Raw genomic sequence first — 26,763 nt, 5'->3', positions numbered from 1 at the left:
CTCTGCACCACCGACACCCAGTTCCACCCTGCCCTGAAGGAGCACGGAATGAAGCGCACCCTGCGTCTGACGGCGGCCGCCCTGGCGGTCTCCCTCTCACTCGTCGGCTGTTCGATGGACAGCGACGAGGAGCCCAGCAGCAACGGCACCTCGAACAGCGGCGACAGCGCCGGCAGCGGGAGCGGCGAGGCCACCGGCCCCGTCGAGGACCTGTCCGTGGGCTTCGTCGCGGTCAACCTGAACTCCCCGAGCATCAACGGCATCAAGGACCAGTTCGTCGAGGCGGCCGAGGAGAAGGGCTGGTCGGTCGAGGTCTTCGACGGCCAGGGCGACCAGGCGGCGACGAACAACGCCGCCAGCGACTTCATCAGCCGCGGCGTCGACGTGATCGTCAACAACTCCTCGCCGAACGCCCAGATGACCGGCGTGATGAAGGAGGCCGACGCGGCCGGCATCCCGTTCGTGTCGATCTACGGCGGCTTCGTGGAGGGCGTCGACGCCGAGATCGGCACCAACGAGTTCATCAACAGCACGCTGATGACCGCCGAGATGGCCAACCGGCTCGAGGGCAAGGGCCGCGTCGTGAAGCTGAACTGGACCGTGCTCCAGGCGCTGCGCGACCGAGACGCCGGCTTCAAGGCCGTCATGAGCGAGAACCCGGGCATCGAGGTGGTCCGCGAGATCGAGGTCAAGGTCCCCGGCCAGGTCGACGACACCTATGCCCAGCTGACCAACCTGCTGCAGTCCGACAAGGAGATCGACGCGATCTGGCTGGGCTGGGACGAGCTGGCCCCGCCGGCGGTCCGCGCGATCACCGAGGCCGGGCTCGAGGACAAGGTGTTCGCCGTCGGCTTCGACGGCAACTCCTTCGCGTGGGACCTCATCCGCGAGGGCTCGCCGTACAAGATGGAGCCTGCGAACCCGTTCCCGCTCATGGGGTCCAAGGCCGTCGAGACCATCGAGACGATCGTCGGCGGCGGGACGCTGCCCAGCAAGGTCGTCTACATGAAGCCCTGCCTCGTCAACGAGCAGACGGTGCCGGCGGAGGGCGAGGAGCCCGACTGGGAGAACTGCGCGTTCTTCCCGGGCGACATCTGAGCCGCCCACGCCACCCACACGACGTATCCACCACGACGCGACAGGCAGCTGACGTGACGACACCGAACGAGCCGGGGCGGGAGGCCGCCTCCCGCCCCGGCCCGCTCCTGAGGGTCCGCGACGCGGTCAAGGACTACCCAGGCACGCGGGCGCTCGACCACATGGACTTCTCCCTCGACGCGGGGGAGGTGCACGCTCTCCTCGGGGAGAACGGCGCCGGCAAGTCGACCCTCATCAAGGCTCTCGCGGGGGCCATCCAGCTCACCTCGGGCACCGTCGAGATCGACGGCGCGCAGGTCGACGTCCGCAACCCGCAGCGGGCGCAGGCCCTGGGCGTCTCGGTCGTCCACCAGCACGGCAACCTCGTGCCGGAGCTCTCGGTCACCGAGAACGTCCTCATGGTGGAGGGGCTCGGCCGTCGCGCCGGCGTGCTCGTCGACTGGCGGCGCGCCCACGGGCGCACCCGCGAGCTGCTCGACCGGGTCGGACTGCCCGACCTCGACCCGCACCGGGACGTCAAGAGCCTCGGTCCGCACGAGCAGGCGATGGTCGCGGTCGCGAAGGCGCTGGCCAGCAACGCCCGCGTCATCATCCTCGACGAGCCGACGACCTCGCTGCAGCCCGGTGAGGTCGACACCCTCTTCGCGCAGATGCGCCGACTGGCCCAGGAGGGCATCGGCTTCGTCTTCGTCACCCACCGGCTCAACGAAGTCTTCAAGGTCTGCGACCGCATCACCGTCATGCGTGACGGCGGCCTGGTCGGCACCTGGCAGGCCGCCGACCTCGACCACGACCGGCTCGTCGACCAGCTCGTCGGCGCGGAGAAGGCGATCGCCCACGAGGCGTTCACCGCGACCGCCCCGCCGCGCGAGGTCGTCCTCGAGGTGCGCGGGCTCCGCGGCGACGTGCTGCGCGGCGTCGACCTGCAGGCCCGGGCCGGCGAGGTCGTGGGTGTGGCCAGCCTGCCCGGCGAGGGCGCCGGCGAGGTGGTGGAGTCGCTCTACGGCATCCGCCGCTCGCAGGGCGAGGTGCTCGTCGAGGGCACGCCCCGCCGGGTCCGCAACCCGCAGCAGGCCGTGGCGGCCGGGATGGCGCTGGTGCCGCGCGACCGCCTCGCGCAAGGGCTCGTCAGCGAGCTGTCGGTGCGGGAGAACGCCACGCTGGCCTCGACCCGCTCCTACCGCACCGACCCGGTCCTGCGGCTCATGCGCCGTGGGCGCGAGCGCAGCGAGGTCGCCGAGGTCATGGCCCAGCTGAGCCTCAAGAGCGGCGGCCTCGAGAGCGAGGTCCGCACGCTGTCCGGCGGCAACCAGCAGAAGGTCGTCATCGGCCGTTGGCTGCTGCGCCGGGCCAAGGTCTACCTGCTCGACTCGCCCACCGCCGCGGTGGACGTCCACACCAAGGCCGAGATCTACGGCCTGGCCCGCAGCCTCGCCGACAACGGCGCCGCGGTCGTCTTCACCTCCACCGAGCTCGAGGAGTTCGTCCGGGTGTGCGACCGGGTCCTCGTGCTGCACGACGGGGAGGTCGTCGGCGAGCTCGCCGGCGACGAGATCACCGTCAACTCGATCATGCGACTGTCCTTCGGGAGGAAGAGTGTCTAGCTCCACTGCAGTGGCCGAGTCGCCCCGCGCGACCGGGCCCCGGCGGGAGACGTCGACGAGCGACAAGCTCATCGACGTCGTCAGCCGCTACGGAACCATCGCCAGCCTGGTGGCGTGCATCGCGATCTTCAGCCTGATGAAGCCCGACGTGTTCGCGACCAGCCAGAACTTCTTCAACATCCTCAACCAGGTCTCGATCCTGGGCATCATCGCGCTCGGCCTCACCGTCGCGCTGGTGCAGGGACTCTTCGACCTCAGCCTGGCCGGCATGGCCACGCTCGGCGGGTTCCTCGCTTGCAAGTGGCTCTCCGAGGGCACCATCGGCAGCCCGGTCCTCGCCGTGGTCGTGGTGATGGCGCTGGCGCTGGTCATCGGTGCGTTCAACGGCGTCGTGGTGGCGTACGGCGGGGTCTCGGCGTTCATCGTCACCCTGGCGGTGGGCTCGATCCTCACCGGCGTCGTGCTCGGGGTCTCGGACTCCCAGACGATCCTGTCCGGGATCCCCGACGGCTTCCTGGTCATGGGCCAGGGCGAGATCGGTCCGGTCCCGGCGCCCGTGGTCTTCCTGGCCGTGGTCGCCGTCGTCCTCTACGTCTTCCTCGAGCAGACCCAGCTCGGCCGGCACATGTACGCGATCGGCGGCAACGCCGAGACCGCACGCCTCTCGGGCATCCCGGTCCGCCGCTACGCCCTGCTCGCCCTCGGCATCTCCGCGGCCTGCGCGGCGCTCGGCGGCATGATCGTGGCCGCGAACCTCGGCGTCGGCCGGCCGCAGGGGGTCGGTGACACCTACCTGCTCGACTCCTTCGCCGCCGCCTTCATCGGGGCGTCGACGCTGCGGCCCGGACGCTTCCACATCCTCGGCACCGTGATCGGGGTGCTGCTGATCGGCGTCATCAACAACGGCCTGTCGATCATGGGCGTCGAGACGTTCTGGCAGTACGCCGTCCGCGGCATCATCCTGCTGCTGGCCGTCTTCGCCGCGAGCTTCCTGGTGATGAGGCGCCGATGAGCGTCCACCCTCCGCGGGTCGTCGTCGTCGCCGGCGGCGCCCGGGTCGGCGGGATGGGGCGGGCGATCGCCGAGTCGTTCCTGCGGCTCGGCGACACCCTGGTCCTCTCCGACGTCGGCGCCCCGCTCGCCAGCCACCCCGACTACGAGGTGGCGCCGCCGGACCACCTGGCGACCGCCGCTGCGGAGCTGTCCGCCCTCGGCACCGTCACGGCCGTCCCGTGCGACGTGACCGACGAGGAGCAGGTGACCGCGTTGTTCGACGCGGCGGTCGTCGAGCACGGCCGCGTCGACGTGCTCGTCAACTGCGCCGGCCTGGCGATCGGCCTGTCGCCGGTCACCGAGCTCTCCCTCGCGGACTGGCGGGTCAACCTCGAGGTCATGGCGACCGGTGCGTTCCTCTGCGCCCGCGAGGCCGCCCGCCGGATGGTGCCGCAAGGGGGTGGCCGGATCATCACGATCGCCTCGCAGGCCGGCAAGACCGGGCAGCCCCTGCTCGCGGCGTACTCCGCCGCGAAGTTCGCGGTCATCGGCCTCACGCAGTCGATGGCCGCCGAGCTCGGCGAGCACGGCGTCACCGTCAACGCGATCTGCCCCGGCACGATCGACACGCCCCTGCTGGCCGTCAAGGGCGGGGTCTACGAGACCTTCTCCGGTGCGGCCGGCCGCACCGAGGAGGACTACCGGCGCCGGCTGGCCAGGCAGATCCCCGCCCGCCGGTTCGGCACTCCCGAGGACGTCGCAGCCGCGGCCGTCTACCTCGCCTCCGACGGGGCTTCGTTCGTCACCGGCGAGGCGCTCAACGTCACCGGCGGACAGGAGATGCACTGACATGTCCGAGCCGTTGGGGGCCGTGCTCCACGCACCGCACGACGTCCGCACCGAGCCGCTCGCGCAGCCGCCGGTCGGCCCGACCGACGTCCTGCTCGACGTCGAGGCGTGCGGCGTGTGCGGGTCCGACCTCGCCTCGTACGCACACGGCCACTACGTCGAGCCCGGCCAGGTGATGGGCCACGAGCTCTCGGCGACCGTACGCGTCGCCGGGGAGGGGCTCGAGGGCCTGGCCCCCGGGACCCGCGTCGCGGTGCGGCCGATGCGATCGTGCGGAGCCTGCGCCTACTGCGCGGACGGCGACACGCACCTCTGCGGCTCCACCGCCGGGCGCTCCCTCGGGTACGGCGCCCAGGGCGCCTTCGCCCAGCAGCTCCACCTCCCCCAGGTCGAGGTCGGGCGCGACGTCGTGCCGGTGCCGTCGTCCACCGACCCCTTCGACCTGCTCTGGGCCGAGCCGCTCGCGGTCGCGCTGCACGCCGTGCGGCTCGCCGGCGGCACGGACAACACCCGCGTCCTCGTCACGGGAGCCGGTGCCGTCGGACTCACGGTCGCCGCGGCCGCGCTGGCCCAGGACGTCGCGGTGCACGTGGTCGAGCCCGTCGAGCACCGCCGCGACGCCGCCGCCCGCCTCGGAGCGACGGTCTCCGCGCCCGGCGAGCCCGCCGGCGACGCGGCGTACGACGCCCTGCTCGACGCCTCCGGGGTGCCGGGAGCGGTGACCTCGGCGCTGCCGCTGCTCGCGCCCACCGCCCCCGTGGTGCTGGTCGGGCTCGACGACGCGCCGGTCCCGTGGCCGGTCGGCGCCCACCGGCTCACCGGCTCCTTCGGGTACGTCGACGCCGACTTCGCCACCGCCGTGGAGCTGATCGTCTCGGGACGCGTCGCGCTCGGTGACCTGGTCACCCACCGCTACGCCCTGGCGGAGGCCGACCGCGCGCTGAGCGCGCCCCGCCCCGAGGACCACGTCGTCAAGGCGGCCATCGTGCCGCACTCCTGATCCGCCCGACCCCCGGTCCGCTCCCGGGGTGCCGGCCCCACCCGTCCGCCGCTCCACCCGCGCCCGATCCAGCACGGTGCCACGCCCCCGTCCGGCGCCTGCCGCTAGGAGATCCCATGACCACCCCCTCCGCCCCGACGTCCGTCCCCGGACCCCGACGGACCTCGGTCGCCTTCGACCTCACCGACCACCGCGTGTGGGTCACCGGCGCCAGCCGGGGCCTCGGCCGTGCGATGGCCCTCGGGTTCGCCGCAGCCGGCGCGCGGGTCGCCCTGACCGCCCGGTCCGCCGGGGCCGTGCAGGAGGTCGCCGACGAGATCGAGGAGCTCGGCGGCAAGCCGCTGGTCCTCGTCGGCTCGGTCTCCGACAGCGCGGCCGTCTCCTCCTCGGTCGCAGCGATCCGCGAGAGCTGGGGCGGGCTCGACGCGCTGGTCAACTCCGCCGGGGTCAGCCCCATCTTCAAGCGGGCCGAGCTCGTCGACGACGAGGAGTGGCGCCACGTCCTCGACGTCAACGTCACCGGGTCGTTCCTGTGCGCCCGCGAGGCCGGCAAGCTGATGCTCGAGGGCGGCGGCGGCGCGGTCGTGAACATCTCGAGCATCCACGGCCAGGTCGGCATGGAGCGGATGGCGGCGTACTCCGCCAGCAAGGGGGCGATCGACGCCCTCTCCCGCACCCTCGCCCTGGAGTGGGCCGAGCGCGGCGTGCGCGTCAACACGCTCTCGCCGGGCTACTTCGAGACCGACATGACCGAGGCCCTGCGCGGTCACCGCAAATGGCGCGGCCACCTGCTCTCCAAGATCCCGCTGGGCCGCTTCGGCGTGCCGGAGGAGATCGTGTCGGCGGCGCTGTTCCTGGCCTCGGACGCCTCCGGCTTCATGACCGGGTCGAACATGGTGGTCGACGGCGGCTGGACGGCCGCATGACCACCGCCCCGGACGTCGGAATCTGGGAGGCCCTCTACACGACCCGGGCGATGCGCCGGATGCGGCCGGACCCGGTGCCGACGGAGGTGCAGGCGCGGATCATGGACGCCGCCGTCCGGGCGCCCAGCGGGGGCGACACCCAGGCGTGGCGCTTCCTGCTCGTCGACGACCGTGACGTCCTGGCGGGCCTCGCGGGCCCCTACCGCGAGGCGGTGGCGCTCCTGTGGCGCGGCCACTACGCCGCCCAGGTGGCAGCGGCGGAGGCCGACCCCGCCGCACCCGCCTCGGTCCGGTTCCGGAAGCTGCGCGCGAGCGTGCAGCACCTCGCCGACCACTTCGAGGAGGTGCCGCTGCTGTTCTTCGCCTTCTCGCGGGGCGACCGCGACGGCAGCTCGACCTACCCCGCGGTGTGGTCGGCGATGCTCGCCGCGCGCGCCCAGGGCGTCGGCAGCGCGATGACCAACGTGCTCGACGTCTTCCGGCCCGACACCACCAAGACCGTGCTGGGCGTCCCGCCGGACCGCGGGTGGACGCTCGCGGCGACCGTCGCGATGGGCTACCCGCTCGGTCGGTGGGGCGTCGCGCCCCGGCGGCCCGCGCACGAGGTCACCTACCGCAACCGCTGGGGCGAGCCCGCCGGCTTCGAGACCTCCGAGCCGCTGTGGCCCTCGGGCGGCCCTGGGTGAGCCCTGAGGCGGGTCGGGGGGTGGCCCCGGGTGTGCGCCAGGGGGAGCGGCCGGTGTCGATGCCGATCGCTGCGCCGCTGTACCCGCCCCCGCCGCACGAGTTCCGCGGCGCGCGGCAGACCTGGGTGGTCTACGAGGCCGACGCGGCCGGCCTCGCGGCGTACCTCCCCGCCGGCGTGGAGCCCGACAGCGACCCGGCGGTCTGCGCCGCGTGGGCCTGCCACTACCCGGCGTCGACCTTCGGCCCGTACCTCGAGGCCTACCTCGTCGTGCGGGTGCGCGTCGGCGACGAGCGCTTCTGGTTCCAGCCTGTGATCGTCACCGACGCCGAGGCGCCGATGGCCGCCGGCCGTGAGCTGTGGGGGTACGGCAAGAAGCTGGCGGCGCTGACCTGGTCGGGCCGAGACGCGGGCGGGCCGGGCACCGAGCAGCTGGTGATGACCGTCGAGCGGCCGCGCGGCGTCCGGCTGATGACCCTCTCGATGCAGCCCGAGCGGCTGCTCGCGGCTGAGGAGCTGGTCGGGCTGCCGACCGCCGAGACGTTGCCGACCCTCAGTCACCGACTGGTCCCGGCGTCGGAGCAGGGCCGGCCGCCGGCGGTCGACGAGCTCGTCGCCGTCGACGTCCGGGCGCGCTCGCACCGCGGCGCGGACGGCCGGCTCGAGCTGTGGCGCGGCCGCGGGGCCGTCGAGCTCGGCGCCGGCAGCGCGGCCGACCCGTGGCACGTCTTCCGGCCCGTCCGCGTCCTCGACGCCTTCACCGCCCTGACCGACTTCACCCTGCCGCTCGGCCGCGTCGTCCCGCGACCCTGAGCGCGCGTCCCGCCCGACCTTCCCGTCCGCCCGTCCCGTCCGTCCCGTCCGACCCGAGGAGAGCACCGTGGGCTACCGCCGCACCCCCGAGGAGGTCGCCGCCGTCCAGGCGACCCTCGCCGACGTCGAGTTCGTCGGCGGGGAGTCGCTCAGCGTCGACTTCCTGACCCGCCCGGAGATCGTCCGCGAGATCCTGCCCGCCGAGCTCGACCCGGGCGTCGAGCCGCGCGTCACGGTGCAGGTGAGCCGGTGGCGGAGCAGCTGCGTCGGGGACTTCGCCGCCTCCGCGGTCTACGTCAGCGCCAGCCACGCGGGCGTCCCAGGGGACTACGTGCTGACGATGTTCATGGACGACGACGTGCCGCTGCTGTTCGGGCGCGACCTGTACGGCGAGCCGAAGAAGATCGGCACCTCGACCCTGTGGCGCAACGACGGCCACATGAGCGGCGTGCTGGATCGCCACGGCGCGCGGCTCGTCCAGATCGAGGCGGACCTCGGGCCGGACCGCGGGCCCACCGAGGTGCTCGGGCGCAACTTCAACGTGAAGTACGAGCTGGAGCCCGACGGTGCCGGCCTCGCCGGCCCGCCGACCCTGATGATGGCGGAGTTCGACCAGCGCACCACGGTCGTGCGGAAGGGCCCCGCGACCCTGCGGATGGCCGGCACGGTGCACGACCCGCTCGACGACCTCGAGGTGCTCGAGCTGCGCGACGCCGTCTACGTCGAGACCGGCATGAAGGCGACCTGCGTGCCTCTCGGCCCCATGGACGCCGAGGCCTTCCTCCCGCTCGCCCTGGGGCGCTGCGACCACTGGCCGGCGCTCGGCACGGCCCGCCTGCCGGGCTGAGTCGCAAACCGTTCCAATCCGTTGCGGCGGTGGGCACGAACGCAGGGCAACCGGCGGGCTGGTGTGGCCTGCCTCACGAGAGGTGCTCTCCATGCGTCGACCCACCCCGTCGTTCTTCATCTCCGTCGCCGCGCTGGTCGTGGCCACCAGCGGCACGTCGTACGCCGCGATGACCATCGGCTCCGCCGACATCGAGGACAACTCGGTCCGCAGCCAGGACGTCAAGGACGGCACGCTCAAGGCCAAGGACTTCCGCCCCGGCCAGCTGCCGGAGGGCGCCCAGGGCCCGGCCGGCCCGGCGGGTCCGGCCGGCACTGCTGGCCCGGCGGGCCCGGCGGGCCCGGCGGGCAAGGACGGCGCCCCGGGTCCGGCCGGCCCGGCGGGCCCCGCAGGCCCCGCGGGCCCCGCGGGCAAGGACGGTGCCGGCCGGTGGCTGCTCGTCGGCGCCGACGGCACGATCGTGGCGCAGTCCGGCGGGTTCGAGATCGTCACGGCGTACCCGACGCTCCCCAACACCGCGCCGGCCGGCAGCCCGGACAACTCGCTGCGCGCCAACGGCAACGTCTACATCGACGCCAACGAGGACCTCTCGGACAACGGCATCGTCTCCACCATCGCCCTGCAGAACACCGTCGACCAGAACGGTGACGCGATCACGAGCGGCCGAGCGCCGGGCGCCGACGCCAACCCGGAGTTCTCCGGCGAGATCAGCGCCAGCCTGTGCAACTTCACCGGCGCCACGGGCATCCCGACCAACTGCGCCCCGGCCGCTGCGCAGAACAACACGTCCTTCGTGGTCAGCCCCCGCAACAGCGACGGGTCGGTCACGACCACCACGACCCGCAAGCGGTTCTACGTCGTCCTGACCGGCGACTCCTCGGACTTCGTCGCCCCGACCCCCTGATCGACGTCGCTCGATCCCCGGTCGAGCGTGAGGCCGTGAGGTTCATCGGGTCCCCGATGAACCTCACGGCGCCCGGCTGGAGCTCACGCCGGCGACACCCGGCGCGGGTGGGCTACCAGGTGCCGAGCTCGTCGGCCAGCTCGCCGCGGTTGAACGGGGAGTCCTTGCGGCTGAGCATCTCCCGCCGCTCCTCGGAGGTCAGCGCCTCGAGCTGGGCGACGACGGTGGCCGCGACGCCGCTGACCTCGGGTGCGTCCGAGAGCGGCACGACGGTCTGGACGACCCGGTCGTCGTACACGTGGACCATCGTGACCGCCTGGTGCCCGTCGACGCCGGAGACGAAGCGGTCCAGCGGCGCGGGGTCGGAGGTGTAGCAGCTCGCGGAGGCGACCGAGACCGGGATGCCGGCGAAGGTCGAGTACGTCGAGAAGTGGAAGTGCCCGCCGAGGATGGACCGGACGTCGCTGCCGGCCACGACCTCCGCGAGCCGGTGCTGGTCGGCGAGCTCGATGACCTCGGCTGCGCGCAGCATCGGCACGGGGATCGGCGGGTGGTGCAGCGCGAGCAGCGTGCCGTGCGGGGCCGGCTCGGCCAGGACCCCGGCCAGCCACGCGAGCTGGTCGTCGTCGATCTCGCCGTGGTGGTAGCCCGGCACGCTGGTGTCCAGCGAGACCACGCGCAGGCCGCGGACGTCGTAGGTCCGGTCCTGCGGGCCGTCGGACTCCTCGCCGAAGAGCAGCCGGGAGTAGGTCGCCCGCTCGTCGTGGTTCCCCATCACCCACACGACCTGCGCGCCCATCGCCTCGGCGGCGGGCTCGACCAGCTCCAGCAGCCGTTCGTACGCCGCCGGCTCACCGAGGTCCGCGAGGTCGCCGGTGAACACCAGTGCGTCCGGGCTGTGCGGCAGTCGGGCGAGCCGGTCCAGCGCCAGCCGCAGCCCCGCGTCGGGGTCGACGACGGCGTACTGCCGCGCACCGCCCGCGAGCAGGTGCGGGTCGCTCAGGTGGGCGACGGTGTGGGTCGGGTCGGGGTGCTGGCCGAGCTGCACGGGATGCGCCACGGCACCCAGGCTAGGGGGCCTGGGAGCATCGCGCCGTGACGACGAGCGCGCGCCCCGGCTGGTCCCCCTGGCGCACCGTGGTCGCCTTCGGCCTGGTGAGCCTCTGCGCGGACATGGTCTACGAGGGCATGCGCGCGGTCGCCGGGCCGTTCCTCGGCGAGCTGGGCGCCTCGGCCCTGACGGTGGGGATCGTGACCGGCGCGGGGGAGGCGGTCGCCCTCGTGCTGCGGCTGGCGACCGGGCCGTGGGCCGACCGCAGCGGCCGGCACTGGCGGCTGACGGTCGTCGGCTACGCGATGACCGCGGTCTGCGTGCCGCTGCTCGCGGTGGCGCCGGCGCTCGGCGCCGCCGGCGTCGGGGTGGCCGCGACCCTCATCCTGCTCGAGCGTGCCGGCAAGGCGGTCCGCAGCCCCGCGAAGTCCGCGCTGCTCGCGCGGATGGCCACCTCGACCGGCCGAGGTCGCGGCTTCGCGGTCCACAAGGCGATGGACCAGGTGGGCGCGTTCGCGGGCCCGCTGCTCCTCGCCGGCACCGCCGCGGTCACCGGCCTGCTCTGGCCCGGCCTCGCCCTGCTGGCGATCCCCGGAGCCGTCTGCCTGCTGCTGCTGGCCCAGCTGCGGCGCCGCGTGCCGGCGGTCGCGGAGCCGGACCCGGAGGAGGCCGACGGACCGCGGGCCGGGGCGGCAGGCCCGCCCGGCCTCGCCCGCCGGACCCTGGGCGCCGACCTGCCCCGCGAGTTCCACCTGTTCTCCCTCGCCGCCGCGCTCGCGACGGCGGGCCTGATGACGTTCGGCGTCATCTCGTTCCGCTTCGTCCAGGACGGGCTCGTCACCCTGGCCGCGGTGCCGCTGGTCTACGCGCTCGCCATGGCGGTCGAGGCCGTCGCGGCGCTGGCCACCGGCGACCTCTTCGACCGGTACGGCGGCCGCGTCCTGCTCCTCGTCCCGCCGGTCGTCGCCGCCGTGCCCCCGCTGGTGTTCGGGCCGACGCTGGCGGCGGTGCTCGGCGGCGTCGTGCTGTGGGGCGTGGCCACCGGCGTCCTCGACTCCACCGTCAAGGCGTACGTCGCCGGGCTGGTGCCCGCGGGGCGCCGCGCGACGGCGTACGGCGTCTTCGCGGCCGTGCAGGGCCTCGGCGCGCTCGCCGGGGGAGTCCTGGCCGGGGCGCTGGCCACGGGGAGACCGGTGCTGCTGGCGCTCGTCGTGGGCGCCCTGCAGGTGGCGTCGTTCGGGTTGCTCGCCCGGCTGACGCTCAGGCGCCCGGCAGCGGCGTGAGGTGGAGGACCGGGATCGTCCGGTCGGTCCGCTCCTCGTACTTCGCGTAGTTCGGCCAGGTCCGCAGCATGACCTGCCACGCCTCGGCCCGGTCGGCACCCTCGAGCTCGCGCCAGGCGACCGGGAAGGTGCGGCCACCCATCGCCGCCGTGACCGCGCCGGAGCCCGGCTCGGTCGCTCGCACGTTGCGCACCCACATCGGCATCTTGGGGTCGCCGAAGTAGGACCCCGCGACCAGCCAGCCGCCGTCGTGCGGCACGCACAGCAGCGGCGTGCTGCGCGGGACGCCCGACTTGCGGCCCGGGACGGTCAGGGTGAGGTTCGGCAGGCCGGCGACGTCGAGGATGCTGACCCGCCCGCGGCTGGCCGCCTGCAGCCGCTTGTCGACCCAGACGACCTGCGGGAGCAGGCGCGGCATCCAGGAGATCGCGCCGATGCGGACGGCGAGCGGCGTGAGCAGACCCATGGCCGCAACCTAGACCAGCGACGCGCGGGCCGGCTCGATCCGTCCGCGGACGTCGCCGAGGGTGATCCGCCCGCCGCCGACGCCGGGCGCGGAGTAGCGGAGCACGACCTCGGCGCCGTCCTCCAGGAACCGCTCGCCCTCCCACAGCTCGAGGAACGACCCGCGCTGGTCCACCTCGGGCCCGCTGATCGTGCCGGAGGCGAACAGGTCGCCGGTCCGCAGGGACGCGCCGTTCGACGTCAGGTGGGCGAGCATCTGGGCGGGCGACCAGTACGTCGTGCGGTACGGCGGCCGGCTCACGACCTCCTCGTCGAGCTCGATCTCGACGTCGATGTCGAGCCCGCGCACCTGGCCGGGACCGAGGTAGGGCAGCGGCTCGGGGTCCTGCGCGGGGAGGTCGCACCAGGCCGCGTCGAGCGCCGCGACCGGCGTGACCCACGCGGAGACCGAGGTGGAGAAGGACTTGCCGAGGAACGGGCCGAGCGGGACGTACTCCCAGGCCTGCAGGTCGCGCGCGGACCAGTCGTTGAGCCCGACGACGCCGAAGACGTGCTCGGCGAAGGCGGAGTACGGCACCGGGTCGCCGATCGACGAGGGGGCGCCGACGACGAAGCCGAGCTCGGCCTCGACGTCGAGCCGCCGGGTCGGACCCCAGGTCGGGCCGTCCGGGCCGCCGCGCTGCCCGCAGGGGCGGACGACGGGGGTCCCGCTGGGCACGACGGTGCCCGCCCGCCCGTGGTAGCCGACCGGCAGGTGCTTCCAGTTCGGCAGCAGCGGCTCGGAGCCGGGGCGCAGGATCCGACCGACGTTGGTGGCGTGGTGCTCGGAGGCGTAGAAGTCGACGTAGTCGGCGACCTCGAACGGCAGGTGCAGCTCGACGTCGGCGAGCGGGACGGTCGCCGCACCTCCCTCGAGCAGCGCCCGGACCTCCTCGCGGGTCTGGCGCCAGACCTCGGGACCGAGCGCCATGAACGCGTTCAGCGAGGAGGTGGCGAGCTCGGGCCGGCCGGTCGCGGCGGCGAGGTCGAGGACGGAGTCCTGGTGCCGGACGCCGACGCGGCGCCGGTCGCCGGCGACGGAGAAGACGCCGTAGGGGAGGTGGTCGAGGTCGAATCCGGTGCTCACGCGGGCCCCGTTACCCAAAGCCCGGTCCGACCGATGCCCGGCTAGGCAACGTCCAGCGCTCGGATGTCGGCGATCGGCTCGTCCACGCTGCAGGAGCCGAACGAGGTGAACCACCGTCGGGCCGCCGCGAGCTCAGCGGGGTCCGGCACGAGCGCGCGGTCCTCGAGCGTCGCGACCACCTCGTCGGCGCCGGCGCCCTCGAAGGCCCGGCGGGTGGCGGCGAGCAGGTTGACGAAGCCGTGCCGCTCCGAGCCGTCCGCGGCGGTGTGCCGCAGCGCGCGGTGCAGCCCGGCCGTGCAGCGGAACGGCGTCTCGCGGTCCAGCGCGGCGTCGACCCACGTCGCGAGCAGCGCCGCCGGCGGGTGCTGGAAGGCCTCGAGCCCGCCGGTGCGCAGCTTGAGGCGCAGCTCGGCGGCGGCGACCTCGTCGGCCGCGCTCAGCCAGGCGTACGTCGCCTCCGACTGCGGCAGCTCGACGTGGACCGGCACCTCCTCGGGGAGGACGCCCTCGGCGCGGGCGGCGTCGACGGCGGCGACCACCCGGCGGGCGTTCCCGGCCAGGTCGTCGAGGTCGCGCAGCGCCACGTCGAGCCCGGCCAGGGGCAGGTCCCGTCGCGCGCACAGCGCGGCCGGCCCGGCGAGCTGGCCTGCGCCGCCGGTGACCACGACGGTGAGCGGTCCGGAGAAGCCGGCCGGCAGCGCGGGCAGGTCGGTGTCGCGCACCACGAACGAGCCGGTCAGCGTCGCGGCGTCGCCGGACCTCTCGGCGTACGCCCGGGCGGCGGTGGCCAGGTCGGCGTCGCCGGGCGGGAAGACCGCCGCGTCGTCGACGAGGCCGGTCCAGAAGGGTTCCGTCGTCACGGGCGCCACGATAGCCTCGCCCTGCATAGCGGACACTGGTGTCCGACTATCGGTGAGAGGAACCGTCATGGCCTACTACCGCTCCGTGGGCGACGTGCCCCGCACCCGCCACACCCAGCACCGGGACGCCGAGGGCCGCCTGCGCTTCGAGGAGCTGATGGGCGAGGAGGGCTTCAGCTCCGACTCCTCGCTGCTCCACCACCGCGGGGTGCCGTCGGCGATCGTCGCGTCGGAGGTGTGGGCGCTGCCCGACCAGGCGCGGACGCCGAACCACCCGCTCGCGCCCCGCCACCTGCGGCTGCACGAGCTGGAGACCGGCCCGGACGCCGTCACCGACCGACGGCTGGTCCTCGGGAACGCCGACGTGCGGATCTCCTACGTCGTCACCGGCACCGACCCCTCGGCGCACTACCGCGACGCGGTCGGCGACGAGTGCGTCTTCGTCGAGGCGGGCAGCGGCGTGGTCGAGACGGTCTTCGGGGTCGTGCCCTACCGCACCGGCGACTACGTCGTGCTGCCCCGCGCGACGACGCACCGGTGGGTGCCCGCGGAGCCCAGTCGGCTCTACTGCATCGAGGCGAGCGGGCACGTCGCCCCGCCGAGGCGCTACCTCTCGCGCTACGGGCAGCTGCTCGAGCACGCGCCGTACTGCGAGCGCGACCTGCACGGCCCGAGCGAGCCGCTGCTGGTCGAGGGCCGCGACGTGGAGGTGCTGGTCAAGCACCGCACGTCGGCCGGCGTCGTCGGCACGCGCCTGGTCCACGACACCCACCCCTTCGACGTCGTCGGGTGGGACGGCTGCCTCTACCCCTACACGTTCAACATCGAGGACTTCATGCCGATCACCGGCAAGGTGCACCAGCCGCCGCCGGTCCACCAGGTCTTCGAGGGGCCGCGCTTCGTGGTGTGCAACTTCCTGCCGCGCAAGGTCGACTACCACCCGCTGGCGGTGCCGGTGCCGTACTACCACTCCAACGTCGACAGCGACGAGGTGATGTTCTACGTCGCCGGCGACTACGAGGCGCGCAAGGGCTCCGGCATCGGGCTCGGCTCGGTCTCGCTGCACCCCGGCGGGCACGCGCACGGACCGCAGCCGGCCGCGATCGAGGCCTCGCTCGGCGCGGAGCGGTTCGAGGAGTCGGCGGTCATGGTCGACACGTTCGCGCCGCTGGAGCTCGGCGAGGGCGGCACGGCGTGCGAGGACCCGGCGTACGCGTGGTCCTGGGCGGGTCGGCGGCGCTGAGGCGGGCGCCTCAGCCGGCCAGGCCCTGGGCGCTCATCCACGCGGGGTCGGGCTCGACCGGCTGCACGAGCTCCACGACCAGGCCGTCCGGCCCGGCCGCCTGGAACCGGCGCTGCCCCCAGGGCTCGGTGACCAGGGGCTTGAGGATCGAGGCACCGGCGGCCAGCATCCGCTCGTGGCGTTCGTCGACGTCGTCCACGACGAGCGCGACCATCGCGCCGCGGACCGGTGCCGACGTGGGCGCCGACGTGGCCGCCGACGCGGGCGCGGGCCACGTCTCGTGGTCGGCGCGGACGAAGTCGACGCGCAGGTCCTCGTGGTCCGGGTGCTGGGTGCTCACGTACCAGCCGAGGTCGACCAGGACCCGGAAGCCCAGGTGGTCGGCGAACCAGCCGCCGGCGGCGGTGGGGTCGGTCGAGGCGAATGCTGCGCCGATCTGCGTCACCTGCACGGGCTCTCCTCCTGGTCGCGGCCGGGGAGCGACGGTGCCAGGCGGCGTCGTCGAGGGCAAGCCGATCGCCGGCGCGCCATGATGGCTCCGTGACCGACCTCGAGGTGCTGACCCCCCGCGACGTGCCGCTCGGCGGCCCCCGCGCGATGACCGTCCGCCGCACGCTGCCGCAGCGGGAGCGGACGCTGATCGGCGCGTGGTGCTTCCTGGACCACTACGGCCCCGACGACGTCGCCGAGACCGGCGGCATGGTCGTCGCCCCGCACCCGCACATCGGGCTGCAGACGGTCAGCTGGCTGTTCACCGGCGAGATCGAGCACCGCGACAGCGCCGGCAACGTGGCCACGGTCCGCCCCGGCGAGCTGAACCTGATGACCGCCGGCCGCGGGATCAGCCACTCCGAGGTCTCCCTCCCGGCGACGACCGTGCTGCACGGCGCGCAGCTGTGGGTGGCGCTGCCGGAGGCCGCCCGCGGGACCGACCCCGGCTTCGCGCACCACGTCCCCGAGCCGGTGACCCGCGACGGCCTCGAGGCGCGGGTCTTCCTCGGCTCGCTGCTCGGGGTGACGTCCCCGGTCCCCACCCACACCCCGCTCCTCGGCGCCGAGCTGCTGCTCGGGCCGGGTGCGGAGGTGGCGCTCGACGTCGACCCGGCCTTCGAGCACGGCGTGCTGGTCGACACCGGCTCGGTGTCCGTCGACGGCCGGCCGGTCGCCGAGGACGAGCTGGGCTACCTCCCGCCGGGCGGCGACCGCCTCGTGCTGCACGCCGGGGAGCAGCCCACCCGGCTGCTGCTCATCGGCGGCCCGCCGCTGGGCGAGCAGGTGGTGATGTGGTGGAACTTCCTCGGCACCAGCCACGAGGAGGTCGTCGCCGCGCGCGAGGCCTGGCAGGCGCAGGTCCTCGCGGACGACCAGGCACCCGACGGCGCCGGGACCCACCCCGACGCCGCGGGCGGCCTGCCCGAGCGCCCGGCGGCCGAGCAGCGGGTGGTCCCCGCCGGCACCGACGTCCGGCCCGGCCGCTTCGGCGTCGTCCCCGGCCAGCCGCTGCCGCCGGTCCCCGCGCCGCCGCTGCCGAACGCGCGCCTGCGGGCGCGGGGGTGAGGCGCCGGTGACCGGGCCGGTGGTGGGGGAGGACGGCGTCGCGCGGTGCCCCTGGGCGGGCGGGCCGGGACTGATGCGCGACTACCACGACGACGAGTGGGGCCGCCCGGTCACCGGCGAGGCGGCGTACCTCGAGCGCCTCACGCTGGAGGCGTTCCAGTCCGGGCTGGCGTGGGCGACGATCCTGCGCAAGCGCGAGGCGTTCCGGGCGGCGTTCGCCGGCTTCGACGCCGAGGTCGTCGCGGCGTACGACGACGCCGACCGGGCCCGGCTGATGGCCGACGCCGGCATCGTCCGCAACCGGCTCAAGGTCGACGCCGCGGTCACCAACGCCCGCGCGACCCTCGCCCTGCGCGAGCAGGAGGGGCTCGAGGCGCTGCTCCGGTCCTTCGCGCCGGAGGTGCCCCCGGCCCCGACGAGCACCGACGAGGTCGCCACGACCTCCCCGGCGTCGGTGGCGATGTCGAAGGAGCTCAAGCGCCGCGGCTTCGTCTTCGTCGGGCCGACGACGATGCACGCGCTGATGGAGGCGATCGGCCTCTTCGACCCGCACCTGGTCGGTTGCCACCGCCGGGGCGCCTGACCGGCAGGATGCCCCGGTGCCCCCTGGACTGGTCGTCGGACTCACCTGGCTCGTCGTCTGCCAGCTCGCCGGGGAGGTCCTGGTCCGGCTGACCGCCGTCCCGGTGCCCGGGCCGGTGGTCGGCATGGTCGTGCTCCTCCTCGCCCTGGAGGTACGTCGCCGGCGTGGCCGCGACACCGAGCAGGACGCCGCCGTGCTGGCCGCCGACGGGTTGCTGCGCCACCTGCAGCTGCTGTTCGTGCCGGCCGGCGTCGGGGTGGTCGCCTACCTCGGCGCCCTGCGGCAGGACGCCGTGCCGGTGGTGGTCGCCGTGGCGGGCTCGTGGCTGCTGGGGCTGGTGGTCATCGGCTGGACGACCCGCGTCCTCGAGCGGCCGGGGAGCCGGGCGTGAGGGAGCTCGTCGAGTCGCCGGTGTTCCTGGTCGCGCTGACGCTCGCGGCGTACCGGCTCGGCTGCTGGGTGCGCGACGTGACCCGCGGGCACGCCCTGGCGCAGCCGGTCCTGGTGGCGATCGTGGTCACCGGCGCCGCGATCCTCGCGCTGGACGTCGACGCCGCGGTCTACGCCGACGGCGTCCAGGTGATCTCGTTCTGGCTCGGCGCCGCCACCGTGGCGCTCGCGGTCCCGCTGCACCGCCAGGCCTCGCGGCTGCGGGGGTTCGTCGTCCCGATGCTCGTGGCCGTGCCGCTCGGGGTCGTCACGTCGGTGGTCTCCGTCGTCCTCCTGGCCCGCTGGACCGGCGCGGACGAGGAGCTCGCGCGGACGCTCAGCCCCAAGGCGGCCACCACGCCGGTGTCGATCGCGCTGTCGGGGACCGTCGGCGGGATCCCGTCGCTGACCGCCGTGCTGACCATCGCCGTGGGCGTCCTCGGCGCGGTCGCCGGCCCGGCCGTGCTCAGCCTCGCGCGGATCACCGACCGCCGCGCACGCGGCCTGGCGCTCGGTGGGGTCTCCCACGGCATCGGCGCCTCCCGGGCGCTGGCCGAGGACCAGACCGAGGGGGCGTTCGCGGGGCTCTCCATGGGCCTGACCGCGCTGACGACCAGCCTGCTCCTGCCGCTGCTGCTGGTCCTCCTGCTCTAGCCCGCCGAGCGTGGCCGGCCGCGACGCCACCGGTGCTGTGGGAGGTTGACGCCCGTGCCCCGGGTCCACGCCTTCCGCGACGACGCCCTCGCCGACCACGACGCCGTCGGGCTGGTCGATGTTCTCCGGTCCGGGGCGGTGGGCACCGAGGAGGTCGTGGCCGCCGCCATCGCCCGCACGGAGGCGGTCGACCCGCGGCTCGGGGCGGTCGCGCACCGCGCCCACGACCGGGCGCGGGCCGAGGCGCGCGACCCGCGGGGAGGCTTCTTCGCGGGCGTCCCGACCTTCGTCAAGGACAACGTCGACGTCGCCGGCATGCCCACCCAGCACGGCGCGGACGCGTTCCGCGCCCGGCCCGCGCGGCGCGACGGCGACCTGGCCCGGATGTACCTCGCGACGGGCCTGCTGCCCCTGGGCAAGTCGCGGCTCTCGGAGTTCGGCTTCTCCCCGGCGGCCGAGCACCCCCGGCAGGGGCCGGTCCGCAACCCGTGGTCGACCGACCACACCGCGGGCGCCTCGTCGGCCGGGTCCGCGGCGCTCGTCGCCGCAGGAGCCGTCCCGCTCGCCCACGCGAACGACGGCGGCGGCTCGATCCGCATCCCCGCCGCCGCGTGCGGCCTCGTCGGGCTCAAGCCCACCCGCGGGCGGCTCGCCCAGGACGCGATGCACCGCAGCATGCCGCTGCGCATCGTCGCCGACGGGGTGGTCACCCGCAGCGTGCGGGACACGGCGGCGTTCCTGCGCGAGGCCGAGCGGGTCTACCGCGCGCTGCACCTGCCGCCGGTCGGCGACGTCACCCGCCCCGGGCGCCGGCGGCTCCGGGTCGGGGTCGTCACGGCGGCCGCCGGCCGCACGGCCGACCCCGAGGTCGCGGCCCTCACGCGACGTACCGCCGACCTGCTCGCGGGCCTCGGCCACCACGTCGAGGAGGTGGCCGCGCCGGCGCCGCCGACCTTCGCCGACGACTTCCTCCTCTACTGGAGCGTCCTGGCGAGCGCGATCGTGCGCACCGGGCGGCTCACGCACGGCCGGTCGTGGGACGTCGAGCGGTGCGACCCGCTGACCCGCGGGCTCGACCGGCTGGCCCGCCGCAACCTGCACCGCGTGCCCGGGGCCCTGCGCCGGCTGCGCCGGGCGGCGGCCCTCGGCGCTGCCTTCCACGAGCGCCACGACGTCGTGCTGAGCCCGACCCTGGCGACCACCACGCCGCTCGTCGGGCACCTGGACCCCACGGCCGGCTACGAGCAGGCGATGGAGCGGATCCTCACCTGGGTGGCGTTCACGCCGTGGCAGAACGTGACCGGCGAGCCGGCCGTCTCCCTGCCGCTCGCGACCACCGCCGAGGGGCTGCCGCAGGGGATGATGCTGGGCGCCGGGGCGGGCCGCGAGCCGCTGCTGCTGGAGCTCGCGCTCGAGCTCGAGGAGGCGGCTCCGTTCGCCCGGATCACCGCTCCGACGGGGTCCTGAACGACCCTCCGGAGGACCCCCTCGACGACCCCTCGGACGACTCCCGCCGCCCGATTTTGTGGTCCCGGTGGAGGTCTGTATGGTTCTCCGTCGTTGCCCCTTTAGCTCAGTCGGCAGAGCGTCTCCATGGTAAGGAGAAGGTCTACGGTTCGATTCCGTAAAGGGGCTCTGGGAAAGCGGATGGTGTCGACCGGTAACCTGGTCGGCACACCCCCTGTCCCGGTGGCGGGGTAGCTCAGGTGGTTAGAGCACACGGCTCATAATCGTGGTGTCGCGGGTTCGAGTCCCGCCCCCGCTACTCAGATCCGCAGCACCGCAGCACCTCGACCCCGAAGGACTTCCCGTGGCCTCCAAGAGCTCCGACGTTCGCCCCAAGATCACGCTCGCCTGTGTCGAGTGCAAGGAGCGCAACTACATCACGAAGAAGAACCGCCGCAACGACCCCGACCGGCTCGAGCTGGCGAAGTTCTGCCCCCGTTGCCGCTGCCACCGGGCTCACCGCGAGACCCGCTGACGCGCGACACCCCAGCACTGCACGACCCGCCCGGTCCTCCGGGCGGGTCGTCGCCATTTCGGGCCGTCCGCGAGGTGCGTCCGCCGGCTCGGCCGGGCGGGTGGGCCCCCGGTAGGGTCGAGCGCATGCCGGTCGACGCCTCGCTGGTGGGCAGGACGTTCCCGCCCACGCGGCCCCACACCGTCTCGGAGGAGAAGGTCCGCGAGCTCGCGGCCACCACCGGCGCCGTCTGGGACGGCGGCCCCGTGCCGCCGACGTTCCCGATCGTGCTGGCCTTCGAGGCGATGAACGCCTTCCTCGCCGACGTGGGCATCGAGCTCTCCCGGATCGTCCACGGCGACCAGCGGTTCCGCTACGAGCGGCCCGTCCGCGTCGGCGACGTGCTGACCGCGAGCCTGACCGTCGCCAGCGTCCGCTCCATCGGCGGCAACGACATCATCGGCACCACCAGCGAGGTCCTCGACGCCGACGGGTCGCTCGTCTGCGCGACCAGCGCGACGCTCGTCCACCGGGGTGCGGCATGAGCCTCGAGCCCGGCACCGAGCTGGCCGTCCAGCGCTACGTCGTGCGCCGCTCCGACCTGGTGCGGTACGCCGGCGCGTCCGGCGACTTCAACCCGATCCACTGGTCCGACCGGGTCGCGGCCGAGGTCGGCCTGCCCGGGGTGATCGCGCACGGGATGTACACCCTCGCCCTGGCCGCCCGCGCCGTGGCCACCTGGACCGGTGACGCCGAGGTGCTCGAGCTCGGCGCGAAGTTCACCGCACCGGTCGTGGTGCCCGACGACGACACCGGCGTCGAGGTCGAGGTCGCCGGCACCGTCTCCTCGGTCGAGGACGGCCGCGCGGCCATCGCGCTGACCGTCACCTCCGGCGGGCAGAAGGTGCTCGGCATGCCGAAGGCCGTCGTCCGTGCCTGACCCTGTCCCGGGGCGGTCCGCCCTGCTGCGCGACCACACGACCCTCCGCCTCGGCGGGCCGGCCGGCGAGCTCGTCGTCGCCACCACCGAGGAGGAGCTGGTCGCCGCCCTCGACACCGACGGGCCGGTGCTCGTCCTGGGCGGCGGCAGCAACCTCGTGGTCGCCGACGAGGGCTTCCCAGGCCGTGTCGTCAAGGTCGCCACCACCGGCATCACCGCCGACATCGAGGACGACGACCCGTCGTGCGGCGGGGTCATGGTCACCGTCGCCGCGGGGGAGTCCTGGGACCACCTCGTCGAGGTCGCCGTCGACCGCGGCTGGGTTGGCGTCGAGGCCCTCTCCGGCATCCCCGGCTCGGTGGGCGCCACCCCGGTCCAGAACGTCGGCGCCTACGGCCAGGAGGTCTCCCAGACCATCGCCTCGGTCCGCGTCTGGGACCGCGTGCTCAAGGGCGTGCGCACCTTCGCCAACGCCGAGTGCCACTTCGGCTACCGGCACTCCCGGTTCAAGGCCGACCCCGGCCGCCACGTCGTCCTCTCGGTCACCTTCCAGCTGCGCCAGGGCACCCTCGGCGCCCCGGTGCAGTACGCCGAGCTGGCTCGCGCCCTGGGCGTCGAGATCGGCCGGCGCGCGCCGCTGCGGGACGTCCGCGACGCGGTGCTGGGCCTGCGGCGCGGCAAGGGCATGGTCCTCGACGACGCCGACCCCGACACGTGGAGCGCCGGCTCGTTCTTCACCAACCCGGTCGTGCCCGCCGACCAGGTCCCCGAGGGTGCCCCGGCCTGGCCCGCCGGCGACGGGCTGGTCAAGACCTCGGCCGCGTGGCTCATCGACCACGCCGGCTTCGGCAAGGGGTACGCCGCCGGGCGGGCGTCGCTGTCGACCAAGCACGCGCTCGCGCTCACCAACCGCGGCGGGGCCACCACGGCCGAGCTGCTCGACTTGGCCCGCGAGGTGCGCGACGGGGTCCAGGCGGCGTACGGCATCCGGCTGGTGAACGAGCCGGTGCTCGTCGGCTGCGAGCTCTAGCCGAGCCAGTCGTCGATCGCGGCCAGCCCGGCGTCGAGGACGTCCGACGGCGCCCGGGAGGCGCGGAAGGACATCCGGGCGAGCTCGGCGAGCGTGGCGTCGGGCAGGTCGTGGGCGGCGCGCATCGTGGCGTACTGCCCGGCCAGGCGCGAGCCGAACAGCAGCGGGTCGTCCGCGCCGAGGGCGACCGTCGCGCCGGCCGCGAGCAGGGTCGGCAGCGGCACCGAGGTGAGGTCGGAGTAGACGCCGAGGGCGACGTTGGAGACCGGGCAGACCTCGAGCGCGACGCCCGCGGAGACGATGCGCTCCAGCAGCGCCGGGTCCTCCGCGGAGCGCACCCCGTGGCCCAGCCGGTCGGCGTGCAGCGCGTCCAGGCACAGCCGGACGTGCTCGGACCCGCGGAGCTCGCCGCCGTGCGGCGCGAGAAGCAGCCCGGCGCGCTCGGCGATCTCGAACGCACGGGCGAAGTCGGCCGTCGAGCCGCGCCGCTCGTCGTTGGAGAGGCCGAAGCCGACCACGCCGCGGCCGGCGTACTGCGCCGCGAGCCGGGCGAGGGTCCGGGCGTCGAGCGGGTGCCGCGTGCGGTTCGCGGCGACGACCAGCGCGATGCCGAGGCCGGTGCTCCGCGAGGCGTCGGCGACCGCGTCGAGCACCAGGTCGGTGAACGCCGTGATCCCGCCGAACCGGGCGGCGTACCCGCTCGGGTCGACCTGGATCTCCAGCCACCGGCCGCCGTCCGCGACGTCGTCCTCGGCGGCCTCGCGCACCAGCCGGCGCACGTCGTCCTCGGTGCGCAGCACCGACCGGGCGACGTCGTAGAGCCGCTGGAACCGGAACCAGCCCTTCTCGTCGGCGGCGCTCAGCTGGGGCGGCCAGTCGGCGACCAGCTGGTCGGGGAGCCGGATGCCGTCCCGCTCGGCCAGCTCCAGCAGCGTCCCGTGACGCATGGAGCCCGTGAAGTGCAGGTGCAGGTGCGCCTTGGGCAGCGTCCGCAGGTCACGGGGACCTGCGGACGCTCCCGCCGGAGGGATCAAGCGAAGAGCTTCTGCAGCCGCGAGACGCCCTCGACCAGGTCGTCGTCGCCGAGAGCGTAGGAGAGCCGCAGGTAGCCGGGGGAGCCGAAGGCCTCACCCGGGACGACGGCGACCTCGGCCTTCTCCAGGATGTACTCGGCGAGGTCGACCGAGCTGTCGATCACCCGGCCGTCGTGCTCCTTGCCGAGCAGGCCCTTGACCGAGGGGTAGGCGTAGAACGCGCCGGTCGGGGTCGGGCAGACCACGCCGTCGATCTCGTTGAGCATCGAGACGATCGTCTTCCGGCGGCGGTCGAAGGCCTGCTTCATCTCGTCGACGGCCGACAGGTCGCCCTCGATGGCCGCGAGGGCGGCGCGCTGGGAGACGTTGGCGACGTTCGAGGTCGCGTGGGACTGCAGGTTGCCGGCGGCCTTGACGAGGTCCTTGGGCGCGATGATCCAGCCGACCCGCCAGCCGGTCATCGCGTAGGTCTTCGCGACGCCGTTCACCACGACGGTGTGGTCGGCCAGCTCGGGGCACAGCACCGGCAGCGAGCCGGTCTCGACGCCGTCGTACACCAGGTGCTCGTAGATCTCGTCGGTGAGCACCCACAGCCCGTGCTCCTCGACCCAGGCGCCGATCGCGCGGATCTCGTCGGCGGTGTAGACCGCCCCGGTCGGGTTGGACGGGGAGACGAACAGCAGCACCTTGGTCCGCTCGGTGCGCGCCGCCTCGAGCTGCTCGACGGTCACCTTGTAGTCCTGGGTCTCGTCGGCGAGCACCTCCACCGGGACGCCGCCGGCGAGGCGGATCGACTCGGGGTACGTCGTCCAGTACGGCGCCGGCACGATCACCTCGTCGCCCGGGTCGAGCATCGCGGCGAACGCCTCGTAGATCGCCTGCTTGCCGCCGTTGGTCACCAGCACCTGGGCGGGGTCGACCTCGAGGCCGCTGTCACGCCGGGTCTTCTCGGCGATCGCCTTCTTCAGCTCCGGCAGGCCGCCGGCGGGGGTGTAGCGGTGGTTCCTCGGGTCGCGGCAGGCCTCGACCGCCGCCTCGACGATGTAGTCGGGCGTCGGGAAGTCCGGCTCGCCGGCACCGAAGCCGATGACCGGCCGGCCCTCGGCCTTGAGCGCCTTGGCCTTGGCGTCGACCTTCAGCGTCGCGGACTCCGCGATGGCGCCGATGCGCTGCGAGACGCGTCGCTCGCGGGGGCTGGTGGACGTGCCGGGGGCGGGCTGGGAGCTCATGCGCCCCATCGTAGGGGCGGGCACGGCCGCGTCTCGTCGGGGTTTCGGGCTGCGTTTGGACTCCGCATCGGTGCACCCGTAGACTCCACGACTGGTGGATTCCCCCCATGCTTCGGCATGCCCGGAAGCCACCGGAGGGCACTAGCTCAACTGGCAGAGCATCGGTCTCCAAAACCGAAGGTTGGGGGTTCAAGTCCCTCGTGCCCTGCAGATCCGCAGCACCACAAGTGATCGAGAAGAGGTGACCGGCGTGTCGGACAGCAACGCGGTCCAGGGGACACGTGACGGCAAGGCGGACAAGCCCCGCACGGGGCCTGCGACGTTCTACCGCCAGGTCGTCGCCGAGCTCCGCAAGGTCGTCTACCCGACCCAGGAGCAGCTGGTCACCTACTTCCTGGTGGTCCTGGTCTTCGTCCTGTTCATGATGGCGATCGTCTCGCTGCTCGACCTCGGCTTCGGGCAGCTGGCCTTCGAGGTCTTCGCGGGGAACAGCGACCAGTGACCCCGGCCCGGCGCTGCCGGGCCCGATCACGACCCACCTGACGAACCAACTGATGGAGCACCACGTGTCGGAGCAGTACGACGAGACCGAGGCGACCTCGATGACGGACGAGCCGTCGCTGGAGGACATCTTCGGCCAGCCCGACGAGGGTTCCGAGATCGAGCTCGACCCGGCCCTCGACACCGAGGTGACCGACGAGGACACCGACGAGGCCATGGGCCTCGACACCGACCTGCCGACCGCCGAGGACCTCGAGGCGGACCGCGCCCTCGACGCCGCGGACCCCGACGACGCCGATGACGAGGACTCCGCCGACGACGCGGTCGCCGAGGCCGTCGAGGAGCCTGTCGACGAGGACCCCCTCGAGGCGTTCCGCCGCGAGCTGTGGGCCAAGCCCGGTGACTGGTTCGTCGTGCACACCTACTCCGGCATGGAGAACCGGGTGAAGTCGAACCTGGAGAATCGCATCATCTCCTTGAACATGGAGGACTACATCCACGAGATCGTGGTCCCCACCGAGGAGGTCGCGGAGATCAAGAACGGCCAGCGCAAGATGGTCAAGCGGACCGTCCTGCCCGGCTACGTCCTCGTCCGGATGGACCTCACCGACGAGTCCTGGGCCGCCGTCCGGCACACGCCGTCGGTCACCGGCTTCGTCGGTCACAGCCACCAGCCCGTGCCGCTGAGCATGAGCGAGGTCGAGAACATGCTGGCCCCGGCCGTGGTCGCCCGCGCCGAGGCCGAGGCGGCCGCCGCCGGCACCGCCGCGCCGGTCTCCTCCGGTGCCACGGCCACGAAGAAGCCGGTCGAGGTCGCCGACTTCGACGTCTCCGACTCCGTCATGGTCGTCGACGGCCCGTTCGCCACGCTGCACGCGACGATCACCGAGATCAACGCCGAGTCCCAGCGGGTCAAGGCGCTCGTCGAGATCTTCGGCCGCGAGACCCCGGTCGAGCTGTCCTTCAGCCAGATCCAGCGGGTCTGAGCGCCGGCCCGCTCACGGGCCCCGGATTTCCCAGACCGAGCAGCGCGCCGCAGAATGGTGCGGTTGCTCGCGCAACAGCAGGTGGCAGAGGGCGACGTACGCCCTCGTCATGA

At 74.0% G+C, this 26,763-nt stretch carries 30 protein-coding genes and 3 tRNA genes; 26 read left to right on the top strand and 7 right to left on the bottom strand.

Annotation, left to right across the window (positions count from 1 at the left end; all coding sequences use genetic code 11):
* Positions 1-48 precede the first annotated feature (48 nt).
* The 10 genes from QWY28_RS01930 to QWY28_RS01885 all read left to right on the top strand — a co-directional run bounded on the left by QWY28_RS01930 (position 49) and on the right by QWY28_RS01885 (position 9,719).
* Positions 49-1,098, top strand: a complete 1,050-nt coding sequence (locus QWY28_RS01930; RefSeq protein WP_300950609.1) for a sugar ABC transporter substrate-binding protein — start codon at positions 49-51, stop codon at positions 1,096-1,098.
* Between the two features lie 53 nt (positions 1,099-1,151).
* Positions 1,152-2,702: a sugar ABC transporter ATP-binding protein gene (locus QWY28_RS01925; protein WP_300950608.1), complete on the top strand. Its 1,551-nt coding sequence runs from the start codon at positions 1,152-1,154 to the stop codon at positions 2,700-2,702.
* A 10-nt stretch (positions 2,703-2,712) separates the two neighbouring features.
* A complete protein-coding gene (locus tag QWY28_RS01920; RefSeq protein WP_300950607.1) occupies positions 2,713-3,714 on the top strand; it encodes an ABC transporter permease in 1,002 nt (333 codons plus the stop codon).
* The gene (locus QWY28_RS01915; protein WP_300950606.1) at positions 3,711-4,544 is read left to right on the top strand and encodes an SDR family NAD(P)-dependent oxidoreductase; all 834 of its coding nucleotides are present in this window, start codon (positions 3,711-3,713) and stop codon (positions 4,542-4,544) included. The genes QWY28_RS01920 and QWY28_RS01915 overlap by 4 nt, the downstream gene beginning before the upstream one ends.
* A gap of 1 nt (position 4,545) precedes the next feature.
* Positions 4,546-5,544, top strand: coding sequence for a zinc-dependent alcohol dehydrogenase (locus tag QWY28_RS01910; RefSeq protein ID WP_300950605.1), 999 nt, complete (start codon positions 4,546-4,548; stop codon positions 5,542-5,544).
* Positions 5,545-5,660: 116 nt separating this feature from the next.
* Positions 5,661-6,470, top strand: a complete 810-nt coding sequence (locus QWY28_RS01905; protein WP_300950604.1) for an SDR family NAD(P)-dependent oxidoreductase — start codon at positions 5,661-5,663, stop codon at positions 6,468-6,470.
* A complete protein-coding gene (locus QWY28_RS01900) occupies positions 6,467-7,156 on the top strand; it encodes a nitroreductase family protein (RefSeq protein ID WP_300950603.1) in 690 nt (229 codons plus the stop codon). The genes QWY28_RS01905 and QWY28_RS01900 overlap by 4 nt, the downstream gene beginning before the upstream one ends.
* Before the next feature lie 59 nt (positions 7,157-7,215).
* A complete protein-coding gene (locus QWY28_RS01895) occupies positions 7,216-7,968 on the top strand; it encodes an acetoacetate decarboxylase family protein (RefSeq protein WP_300951296.1) in 753 nt (250 codons plus the stop codon).
* Between the two features lie 67 nt (positions 7,969-8,035).
* On the top strand, positions 8,036-8,815 hold the full coding sequence (locus QWY28_RS01890) for an acetoacetate decarboxylase family protein (RefSeq protein ID WP_300950602.1): 780 nt from the start codon (positions 8,036-8,038) through the stop codon (positions 8,813-8,815).
* Between the two features lie 91 nt (positions 8,816-8,906).
* Positions 8,907-9,719 (top strand): hypothetical protein, encoded by an 813-nt coding sequence (locus QWY28_RS01885; RefSeq protein WP_300950601.1) that lies wholly within the window; start codon positions 8,907-8,909, stop codon positions 9,717-9,719.
* A 112-nt stretch (positions 9,720-9,831) separates the two neighbouring features.
* On the opposite strand, the gene QWY28_RS01880 is transcribed toward QWY28_RS01885, so the two are convergent.
* Positions 9,832-10,779, bottom strand: a complete 948-nt coding sequence (locus QWY28_RS01880) for a metallophosphoesterase (protein ID WP_300950600.1) — start codon at positions 10,777-10,779, stop codon at positions 9,832-9,834.
* Between the two features lie 35 nt (positions 10,780-10,814).
* Between QWY28_RS01880 and QWY28_RS01875 the strand changes: the two genes are divergently transcribed.
* Positions 10,815-12,053 (top strand): MFS transporter, encoded by a 1,239-nt coding sequence (locus QWY28_RS01875; RefSeq protein ID WP_300950599.1) that lies wholly within the window; start codon positions 10,815-10,817, stop codon positions 12,051-12,053.
* Here the strand turns inward: QWY28_RS01875 and QWY28_RS01870 are convergent.
* From QWY28_RS01870 to QWY28_RS01860, 3 genes are read right to left on the bottom strand one after another with little or no spacing between them, the layout of a single operon-like run.
* Positions 12,031-12,519: a nitroreductase family deazaflavin-dependent oxidoreductase gene (locus tag QWY28_RS01870; RefSeq protein WP_300950598.1), complete on the bottom strand. Its 489-nt coding sequence runs from the start codon at positions 12,517-12,519 to the stop codon at positions 12,031-12,033. The genes QWY28_RS01875 and QWY28_RS01870 overlap by 23 nt on opposite strands.
* A gap of 9 nt (positions 12,520-12,528) precedes the next feature.
* Complete coding sequence (locus QWY28_RS01865) at positions 12,529-13,644, bottom strand: fumarylacetoacetate hydrolase family protein (RefSeq protein ID WP_300950597.1); 1,116 nt, start codon at positions 13,642-13,644, stop codon at positions 12,529-12,531.
* 41 nt (positions 13,645-13,685) lie between these two features.
* On the bottom strand, positions 13,686-14,504 hold the full coding sequence (locus QWY28_RS01860; RefSeq protein ID WP_300950596.1) for a hypothetical protein: 819 nt from the start codon (positions 14,502-14,504) through the stop codon (positions 13,686-13,688).
* Positions 14,505-14,571: 67 nt separating this feature from the next.
* Between QWY28_RS01860 and QWY28_RS01855 the strand changes: the two genes are divergently transcribed.
* Complete coding sequence (locus QWY28_RS01855) at positions 14,572-15,747, top strand: homogentisate 1,2-dioxygenase (protein WP_300950595.1); 1,176 nt, start codon at positions 14,572-14,574, stop codon at positions 15,745-15,747.
* A gap of 10 nt (positions 15,748-15,757) precedes the next feature.
* Here the strand turns inward: QWY28_RS01855 and QWY28_RS01850 are convergent, their stop codons facing one another.
* Positions 15,758-16,198: a VOC family protein gene (locus tag QWY28_RS01850; RefSeq protein ID WP_300950594.1), complete on the bottom strand. Its 441-nt coding sequence runs from the start codon at positions 16,196-16,198 to the stop codon at positions 15,758-15,760.
* A gap of 89 nt (positions 16,199-16,287) precedes the next feature.
* Between QWY28_RS01850 and QWY28_RS01845 the strand changes: the two genes are divergently transcribed.
* The 11 genes from QWY28_RS01845 (at position 16,288) to QWY28_RS01795 (ending at position 22,900) form a co-directional block, all read left to right on the top strand.
* The gene (locus tag QWY28_RS01845) at positions 16,288-17,304 is read left to right on the top strand and encodes a pirin family protein (RefSeq protein ID WP_300950593.1); all 1,017 of its coding nucleotides are present in this window, start codon (positions 16,288-16,290) and stop codon (positions 17,302-17,304) included.
* 7 nt (positions 17,305-17,311) lie between these two features.
* A complete protein-coding gene (locus tag QWY28_RS01840) occupies positions 17,312-17,887 on the top strand; it encodes a DNA-3-methyladenine glycosylase I (protein WP_300950592.1) in 576 nt (191 codons plus the stop codon).
* A 16-nt stretch (positions 17,888-17,903) separates the two neighbouring features.
* Positions 17,904-18,278, top strand: a complete 375-nt coding sequence (locus tag QWY28_RS01835; protein WP_300950591.1) for a CidA/LrgA family protein — start codon at positions 17,904-17,906, stop codon at positions 18,276-18,278.
* On the top strand, positions 18,275-18,970 hold the full coding sequence (locus QWY28_RS01830; RefSeq protein WP_300950590.1) for an LrgB family protein: 696 nt from the start codon (positions 18,275-18,277) through the stop codon (positions 18,968-18,970). Before QWY28_RS01835 ends, QWY28_RS01830 begins: the two co-directional genes overlap by 4 nt.
* A 54-nt stretch (positions 18,971-19,024) precedes the next feature.
* Positions 19,025-20,437: an amidase gene (locus tag QWY28_RS01825; protein ID WP_300950589.1), complete on the top strand. Its 1,413-nt coding sequence runs from the start codon at positions 19,025-19,027 to the stop codon at positions 20,435-20,437.
* 95 nt (positions 20,438-20,532) lie between these two features.
* Positions 20,533-20,605: transfer RNA gene (locus QWY28_RS01820), tRNA-Thr, on the top strand.
* Positions 20,606-20,661: 56 nt separating this feature from the next.
* Positions 20,662-20,735: transfer RNA gene (locus tag QWY28_RS01815), tRNA-Met, on the top strand.
* Between the two features lie 45 nt (positions 20,736-20,780).
* On the top strand, positions 20,781-20,951 hold the full coding sequence (gene rpmG / locus QWY28_RS01810) for a 50S ribosomal protein L33 (RefSeq protein ID WP_280610067.1): 171 nt from the start codon (positions 20,781-20,783) through the stop codon (positions 20,949-20,951).
* Between the two features lie 125 nt (positions 20,952-21,076).
* Entirely contained in the window at positions 21,077-21,475 is a 399-nt protein-coding gene (locus QWY28_RS01805) for an FAS1-like dehydratase domain-containing protein (RefSeq protein ID WP_300950588.1), read from the top strand.
* Entirely contained in the window at positions 21,472-21,870 is a 399-nt protein-coding gene (locus QWY28_RS01800; protein WP_300950587.1) for a MaoC/PaaZ C-terminal domain-containing protein, read from the top strand. The genes QWY28_RS01805 and QWY28_RS01800 overlap by 4 nt, the downstream gene beginning before the upstream one ends.
* Positions 21,863-22,900 carry a UDP-N-acetylmuramate dehydrogenase gene (locus QWY28_RS01795; RefSeq protein ID WP_300950586.1) on the top strand — a complete coding sequence of 346 codons (1,038 nt, stop codon included), beginning with the start codon at positions 21,863-21,865 and terminating at the stop codon, positions 22,898-22,900. Before QWY28_RS01800 ends, QWY28_RS01795 begins: the two co-directional genes overlap by 8 nt.
* Here QWY28_RS01795 and QWY28_RS01790 read toward each other — a convergent pair.
* On the bottom strand, positions 22,897-23,934 hold the full coding sequence (locus QWY28_RS01790) for an adenosine deaminase (protein WP_300950585.1): 1,038 nt from the start codon (positions 23,932-23,934) through the stop codon (positions 22,897-22,899). The genes QWY28_RS01795 and QWY28_RS01790 overlap by 4 nt on opposite strands.
* Entirely contained in the window at positions 23,931-25,163 is a 1,233-nt protein-coding gene (locus QWY28_RS01785; protein WP_300950584.1) for a pyridoxal phosphate-dependent aminotransferase, read from the bottom strand. Before QWY28_RS01785 ends, QWY28_RS01790 begins: the two co-directional genes overlap by 4 nt.
* Before the next feature lie 135 nt (positions 25,164-25,298).
* Here QWY28_RS01785 and QWY28_RS01780 point away from each other — a divergent pair.
* The 3 genes from QWY28_RS01780 to nusG all read left to right on the top strand — a co-directional run bounded on the left by QWY28_RS01780 (position 25,299) and on the right by nusG (position 26,650).
* Positions 25,299-25,371: transfer RNA gene (locus QWY28_RS01780), tRNA-Trp, on the top strand.
* A 42-nt stretch (positions 25,372-25,413) separates the two neighbouring features.
* Positions 25,414-25,665 (top strand): preprotein translocase subunit SecE, encoded by a 252-nt coding sequence (gene secE, locus QWY28_RS01775; RefSeq protein ID WP_300950583.1) that lies wholly within the window; start codon positions 25,414-25,416, stop codon positions 25,663-25,665.
* A gap of 100 nt (positions 25,666-25,765) precedes the next feature.
* Entirely contained in the window at positions 25,766-26,650 is an 885-nt protein-coding gene (nusG, locus tag QWY28_RS01770) for a transcription termination/antitermination protein NusG (protein WP_300951295.1), read from the top strand.
* The last annotated feature ends 113 nt before the right edge of the window (positions 26,651-26,763 follow it).

The sequence above is a fragment of the Nocardioides oceani genome (assembly GCF_030412965.1).
In the GTDB taxonomy this organism is placed as follows: Bacteria; Actinomycetota; Actinomycetes; order Propionibacteriales; family Nocardioidaceae; genus Nocardioides; species Nocardioides oceani.
This window is presented reverse-complemented; position numbering and strand designations above follow the sequence as displayed.